The sequence below is a fragment of the Bradyrhizobium sp. UBA2491 genome, assembly GCF_002341725.1.
Lineage (GTDB): Bacteria > Pseudomonadota > Alphaproteobacteria > Rhizobiales > Xanthobacteraceae > Bradyrhizobium.
In genome coordinates, this window is sequence record NZ_DDOP01000046.1 from 42960 (window position 1) to 49391 (window position 6432).

General features: G+C 66.6%; 7 protein-coding genes. 3 read left to right on the plus strand and 4 right to left on the minus strand.

Annotation, left to right across the window (positions count from 1 at the left end):
- The 3 genes from B2W55_RS15650 to B2W55_RS15660 form a co-directional block, all read right to left on the minus strand.
- Positions 1–787, minus strand: a 787-nt coding sequence (locus B2W55_RS15650) for a flagellar hook basal-body protein (protein ID WP_291532241.1), incomplete at its 3' end; no start/stop codon positions are given.
- Positions 788–1072: 285 nt separating this feature from the next.
- The gene (gene msrB, locus B2W55_RS15655; RefSeq protein ID WP_024584628.1) at positions 1073–1573 is read right to left on the minus strand and encodes a peptide-methionine (R)-S-oxide reductase MsrB; all 501 of its coding nucleotides are present in this window, start codon (positions 1571–1573) and stop codon (positions 1073–1075) included.
- Positions 1574–1646: 73 nt separating this feature from the next.
- Positions 1647–3134 carry an NAD(P)/FAD-dependent oxidoreductase gene (locus B2W55_RS15660; protein WP_024584627.1) on the minus strand — a complete coding sequence of 496 codons (1488 nt, stop codon included), beginning with the start codon at positions 3132–3134 and terminating at the stop codon, positions 1647–1649.
- Between the two features lie 94 nt (positions 3135–3228).
- Here B2W55_RS15660 and B2W55_RS15665 point away from each other — a divergent pair, with 94 nt between their 5' ends.
- Both B2W55_RS15665 and B2W55_RS15670 read left to right on the plus strand, forming a co-directional pair.
- Positions 3229–3771, plus strand: a complete 543-nt coding sequence (locus tag B2W55_RS15665; protein ID WP_024584626.1) for a SixA phosphatase family protein — start codon at positions 3229–3231, stop codon at positions 3769–3771.
- Between the two features lie 173 nt (positions 3772–3944).
- Positions 3945–4370, plus strand: a complete 426-nt coding sequence (locus B2W55_RS15670) for a universal stress protein (protein WP_024584625.1) — start codon at positions 3945–3947, stop codon at positions 4368–4370.
- A gap of 99 nt (positions 4371–4469) precedes the next feature.
- Here B2W55_RS15670 and B2W55_RS15675 read toward each other — a convergent pair whose 3' ends face one another.
- Complete coding sequence (locus B2W55_RS15675) at positions 4470–4613, minus strand: DUF1127 domain-containing protein (RefSeq protein ID WP_291532242.1); 144 nt, start codon at positions 4611–4613, stop codon at positions 4470–4472.
- 274 nt (positions 4614–4887) lie between these two features.
- Here B2W55_RS15675 and B2W55_RS15680 point away from each other — a divergent pair, with 274 nt between their 5' ends.
- Positions 4888–6231: a PLP-dependent aminotransferase family protein gene (locus B2W55_RS15680; protein ID WP_024584624.1), complete on the plus strand. Its 1344-nt coding sequence runs from the start codon at positions 4888–4890 to the stop codon at positions 6229–6231.
- Positions 6232–6432 lie beyond the last annotated feature (201 nt).

Sequence of the window (6432 nt, forward strand, 5' to 3'; positions counted from 1 at the left end):
CCGGCGGGCCGGCCGAGCCGGCGCTGAAGCTGGCGTTGATCGAATCGCTGCCCGCGGTACCCGACAGCAGGGTCGCAGCCGTGTTGGCCACCGACGGCGTCGCCTTGTTGTTTTGCGCAGTGCCGGTGACGGAGGAATCGGTATACGGCGCAGCGGGGGTACCCAGCACCAACGGGTTATGCCCGCTGCTGAACGCGCCTGGCCGCAACAGTTCGGAACCGGGAACCGAGACGTCGTGCGCCGTGGTCAGCGGATAGGACGCAAGGTTGGCGCGGTAGTCGATCTTGGTGGTCTGCTGCGCCGGCAGGAAGTCGTTTGCGAAGCGAAGCACCTGCGGCGAAGACCCCGACGGGTTGCCGGTGGTCGGGTCGATCCGCACGCCCTCGAGATAATAGCCGGCGCCGTTGACCAGATAGCCGTCCTTGTTGAGCTGGAAATCGCCGCGACGGGTGTAGCGGTCGACGCCATCGAACACTGGCGAGCCGTCGCTGAAGCTGCCGGGCTTTTGCACCGCGAAGAAGCCGTTGCCGTTGATCGCCATGAAAGTCGCGACCGACGCCGGCTGCACGTCACCCTGCACCGAGTTGGTCGAGCGCGATTGCGCCGTGACGCCTCCGGCGAGCTGCGCGGTCAGCGCGGTCTGCGGGACCAGGTCGAGGAACGAGGTATCGATGCGCTTGAAGGCGGTCGTCTGCGAGTTGGCGATGTTGCCGGAGATGTTTTCGAGTGCGTACGATCCTGCGCGCAGGCCACCGACCGCCGTCGTGAGAGCGCCGAAGATACCCATGACATATTCTCCAATTCAATTCCCGGCGGCTGGCAATCAGAACGATGGCCGCATCGGTGGAGCATGTCGCAAGGGTCGTGCCAGGAAACGAAACGTAACAAAATCATGCGCTTGAAAAAAACGCCGCGGCCGTTTAACCGGGGCACAATTGCCGGGCCGGCAACAATTGCCGGGAAAGAAGGGCGATTCTGACCGCCCTCCTCCTTTATTTTGATGCGTTGTCTTGAACGCGAACCGGCATCCATCCCGGATCAAGTGCGGGACAGGCGTCGCTCGAAAACGCTATCAGGTCGCCGACGGCGCGGCCGGATGAAACACCAGCGCGAAGCCATCCATGCAGTAACGCAGCCCGGTCGGCTTCGGGCCGTCGTCGAAGACGTGGCCGAGATGGCCGCCGCAGCGGCGGCAATGCACCTCGGTGCGCAGCATGCCGAAGGTGCGGTCCGACGTGGTGCCGACCGCATTCGCCAGCGGTTGATAGAAGCTCGGCCAACCGGTGCCGCTCTCATATTTGGTCTCGGACGAAAATAGCGGCAGGTCGCAACCGGCGCAGGCGAAGGTGCCCTTGCGGTGCTCCTTGAGCAGCGGGCTCGATCCCGGCCGCTCGGTGCCCTGGTTGCGCAGGATCTCGTATTGCTGCGGCGTCAGCTGCGCCTTCCATTCGGCGTCGGTCTTCTCGATCTCGAATTTCTCGGCGGCCTGCGCCGGCCCGGCGCGCAGCCAGCGGAAGGCGGCGAAGCTCAGCAGGCTGGCGACGGAAGCCAGCAGGATGCGGCGGTCGATCATCAATCATCTCCGATGCGGACGGCCAGTATTGGCGAACGGGTTCGTCAACAGATACGAACCCCGCCGGCCGACGTTACATCCGCCGGTCGGAGACCCGCTCACTTTCTTGCGAGGCGTGAGGATGCGGCGCATCGCCGTCCCCAGCCTGCCGTGGCGGCGCCGGCCGCACCGTGGCCGATGGCGGACGGCGGAGCGCCGGCCCCCTGGTTCCCGCCTTGAGATTGGCCTCGGCCAGTCGCGCCTCGCGGACCCGCTCCCTGGCGCGGGCCCCCTCGCGGTAGCGCGCCAGCACACCCGCCGCGGACGAGGCGCCCCTCGCCCACAGGCTGACGAAGTGGCCGGCGACGCGGCCGGTGGTTCCGCCGGCCCAGACCAGTTCGAACGGCGAAAACAGCCGCCAGCGGTCGTCGCCCCACAGGATGCTGCGGGCAATCAATTGCCCGGCCAGCGCCGAGGTGCCGAGGCCTTGTCGGCCGAAGCCGCTCGCCACCCACAGCCCCCTGCGCAATTGTCCGATCTGCGGCATGCCATGGACCGTGACGCCGACCGCGCCACCGAACACATCCGCGATCGGAACCTTGCCGAGTTGTGGAAACACCGTGGCGATGCGGCGCTGCACCCCCGCGCCGAAGCGCTTCGGCCGTGCCGCCCAGGTGGTCTCGGGACTGGACCAGAGCAGCCGATCGCCATCGACGATGCGGAAATGATCGATGCCATCGCTGTCGGCGACCGAGCCGGAAAAGGCGATGGCCTCCGCCAGCCGCTCGCCAAGCGGCTCGGTCAACGCCGCGTAGCGCCACACCGGCAGCAGTGTGTCCGACAAGCGCTTCAGCGGCGCGCCGAGGTGGATGTTGCCGGCAAGCACAATATGGTTGGCGCGCAGCCGCGCCGACGGCGTCACGATACGCTTGCGGATGCCGGAAAAGTCGATGCTGACCACCGGCGTCTCCTCGAAGATCCGCACCCCCGCCCGGGTCGCCAGCGCAGCGAGCCCATGAACGTATTTGCGGCCATCGATCTGCAACGCCCTCGGATAGTAGATGCCGTGGAAATAGCGGCCGGTCCTGAGCACGCTGCGCACGCGATCGACCTGCCAGCCTTCGACCTCGGTCGCGAGCTCCTCACCGAGCATCTGCAAGCGGCTGATCAGCGCCTCGCCGACATCGACATTGGAAACCTCGAGCGCGCCGTCGCTCGGATTGATACCCGGGATCAGCTCTTCGGTTGCGGTGGCGCGAACATAATCGGCGCCCTGCTTCGACAGCGCCCACAATTCGCGGGCATCATCGAGCCCGACCCGCTCGACCACGTCCGAGATCGGCAGGCCGAAACCCGGCATCACGGTGCCCAGATGGTGACCGGACGCGTTCCAGCCGACCTGGCGCCCCTCGAGCACGGCGACGCTGGCGCCGAGCCGCGCCGCCTCGCGCGCCACGGTCAGGCCGGCCAGCCCCGCCCCGACCACGCAAATGTCGACATCGAGGTCGAACGCCATACGGTTGCGGAACGGCGAGGCCGCCTCGTCCGGGCCGTCCGCCGCACTTGTGGAAGTCTCGCTCATGGCGTTTTCTACGAACCGCTGCGGCGCTTGTCACCTTGTCCAGGGCATGCGCCTGTAGAATTAATTCGACCAGACCGAATCGAGATGGAAGTCCATGCGCCGTTTGCTGCTGTTGCGTCACGCCAAGACCGAAACCGACGCGCCTTCGGGGCACGACCAGGACCGTCGTCTCGACGAACGCGGCCACCGCGATGCAGCGGAGATCGGCGGCTGGATCGCCGGCCATCCGCCCATCCCCGAACTGGCGCTGGTGTCGCCGGCGGTCCGCACCACGCAAACCTGGGAGATCGTGCGCGACGCGTTCAAGGGCGCCGGCCCGCAGCCGAACGTCGAATTCGTGCCCGACCTCTACGGCGCCGATCCGGCGCAACTGTTGACCGCGATCCGGATGGCTTCGGTCGCCGACCCGAAGCGGCTGATGCTGATCGGCCATAACCCCGGCATGCACGAACTCGCGCTGACCTTGACCGGCAGCGGCGACGAGGCGGCCAAGCGCGCGCTCAGCGACAATCTGCCGACCTCGGGGCTCGCGGTCTTCGACTTCGCGACCGACGACTGGAACGAGGTGTCGTTCCGGCGCGGCAAGCTCGTCCTGTTCGTCAGCCCTAAACTATTGAAGCAGGCCTCGCGCAACTGACGCGAGCGGACATCGCCGCTGCGCCATGCTATATTGATGGCCACGCGACAGGGGGACCGGTCTGCGTCGACACCACAGGCCAGCTCGGGCACAGGCTGGCTCAAGACCAAGAAGGCGCGCGTCCCGGACGAGGGACCAAACGGCTCCAGACCAATCGCGGACAGGAGGCGCAGATGTACAAATCCATTCTCGTGCCGATCGACCTCGCCGATACCGATCTGGCGAAGCCTGCGATCGCAACCGCTGCGACGCTCTCGCAGACATGGAACGGCGCGGTGCGTTTGCTCAACGTGCTGCCGATGACCCCGGTGATGCTCGCCGAATATGTTCCGGCGGACTTCGACAGCCAGCAGCGTGAAACCTCGGAAGAAGCGCTGGCGATCGTCGCGCGCGAATCCGGCATCGCGGCCGGGCGCATCTCCGGCGTGGTCCGCCAGGGCGGCATCTATCACGAGATCCTCGAGGAGGCCGCGACGATGAAGGCCGACCTGATCGTGATGACCTCGCACCGCCCGGCGATGCGCACCTACTTCCTCGGCTCGAACGCCGGCCATGTGGTGCGCTACGCCAAATGCTCGGTGCTGGTGGTGCGGCATTAGTGCGGCCGGACCGCGGCCGCAGGCACGCGCGGTCGAAATCTCGAGAACAACCCCATGCAAAGCAGCCGGCGGAGCGCCGCCGCGCCCGCCAGGACCGGCTCAGCGGATCCGCATCAGCTCCAGGTCGAAATTGCCGGTCACCGCGGTTTCGATCTGGCAGCGCGAGATTCCGATATCGCGCAGCGTCCGGTCATCGAGCTGGCGCAGCATCTTGATCGCATCGCGACGTACCCAGTAGGTCACGAATGCATCGCCCCAAACTCGGAGCAATCGGAGCAATCCACCCAACATGCCGGACCGTGCGAGCGGTGCGGCGGGTGAGGACATCATCGTCATTGTCATCTCCTTCGGCAGCCCAGACGGCAAAGCTATAGCGTTGACACAAATGCGATTTCAGCACTTGCGCGGGGTAACCTCGGATCGCTTGCGCTCTCCTCGGTGCAATCATGGGCTTGTTCCCTCTTAAATGATCCGGTACATCTCTCGGAGCAACTAAAACATTGCTCTCGGTGCAATAATGTCGAGATTCGAATATCTGAAGCTGGCGGACGCGGTGGCCGCCGAGATCGCCAGCGGCACGCTGAAGGCCGGCGACCGCCTGCCGCCGCAGCGTCATTTCGCCTATGACCGCAACATCGCCGTCTCGACCGCGAGCCGGGTCTATACCGAGCTGTTGCGGCGCGGGCTGGTGGTCGGCGAAGTCGGCCGCGGCACCTTCGTGTCGGGCGAGGCGCGCCGCGGCAACGCGGCCCCGCCCGAGCCGCGCGGCGCCCGCATCGATCTCGAATTCAACTATCCGCTGCTGCCGCATCAGGCGACGATGATCGCCAAGAGCCTCGAAGGACTGGAGCGGCCCGAGGTGCTCGAAGGCGCGCTGCGGCCGGCCACCAGTTTCGGTACGCGGGCGGCGCGAACCATCTCGTCGGAATTCCTGGCGCGCAAGGGCTGGACGCCGAACCCCGACCAGATCGTGTTCACCGCCAACGGCCGGCAATGCATTGCCGCGGCGCTCGCCGCCGTGGTGCCGCCCGGCGGACGCTGCGGCGTGGAGGCGCTGACCTACCCCTTCGTGAAGGGCATCGCCGCGCGGCTCGGCATCTCGCTGGTGCCGCTTGCGATGGACGAACACGGCGTGCGTCCGGACGCAGTGCAGAAAGCACATCGCGAAGCGCATCTGTCCGCGCTCTATGTCCAGCCCACGATCCAGAATCCGCTCAGCATCACCATGCCGCCGGAGCGGCGCGCCGAGCTGTTGCGCGTGGTCGAGAAGCTCGGCCTCATTGTCATCGAGGACGGCGTCTATGGATTCCTCGACGACGAGGCGCCGCTCGCCGCGCTGGCGCCTGACAGCTGCATCGTGCTCGACAGCCTGTCGAAGAAGGTCGCGCCGGGCCTCGCACTCGGCTTCATCGTGTCGCCGCCGCGACTGCGCGAGAGCACCATGGCTGCGGTACGCTCCGGCGGCTGGACCGCGTCGGGCTACGCCTTCGCCGCGGGCCAACGGCTGATGGCCGACGGCACCGCCGCCGAATTGTCACGGCTGAAGCGGATCGATGCCGGCCGCCGCCAGCTTCTGGCGGCGAAGCATCTGGCCGGTTTCGAGGTCCAGACCAACCCGAAATCCTATCACCTCTGGCTGACCCTGCCGCAGCACTGGCGCTCGCAGACCCTGGTCGCGGCCGCGGCCCGCCGCGACATCGCATTGACCCCGTCGACGACCTTTGCCGCCACGCCGGGGCACGCGCCCAACGCGGTACGACTTGCGCTCGCCGCGCCGCCGATGGAGCAGCTCGAGCTCGGCCTGCGGACACTGGCGGGCATGTTGAGCGCAACCGAGGAAGATTTTGACTCCACGGAATGACGCCGCCCAAAGCGCCATGAGCTTTGATTGAACCGGCTTGGCTCGGTCTTGGTTCACCTCTCCCCGCCGGAGAGAGGTCGGATTGCGCTTGGCGATGCGAAGCATCGTCCAGAGCAATCCGGGTGAGGGCTCTTGCTCTCTCGATAGACCGTAACCCCTCACCCGATTTGCTGCGCAAATCGACCTCTCCCAAGGGAGAGG

Excerpts from the sequence above, each read along its gene's own strand:
- msrB (WP_024584628.1), bottom strand. The coding sequence starts at position 1,573 with ATGATCGACCGCCGCATCCTGCTGGCTTCCGTCGCCAGCCTGCTGAGC.
- B2W55_RS15660 (WP_024584627.1), bottom strand. The coding sequence starts at position 3,134 with ATGAGCGAGACTTCCACAAGTGCGGCGGACGGCCCGGACGAGGCGGCC.
- B2W55_RS15665 (WP_024584626.1), top strand. The coding sequence starts at position 3,229 with ATGCGCCGTTTGCTGCTGTTGCGTCACGCCAAGACCGAAACCGACGCG.
- B2W55_RS15670 (WP_024584625.1), top strand. The coding sequence starts at position 3,945 with ATGTACAAATCCATTCTCGTGCCGATCGACCTCGCCGATACCGATCTG.
- B2W55_RS15680 (WP_024584624.1), top strand. The coding sequence starts at position 4,888 with ATGTCGAGATTCGAATATCTGAAGCTGGCGGACGCGGTGGCCGCCGAG.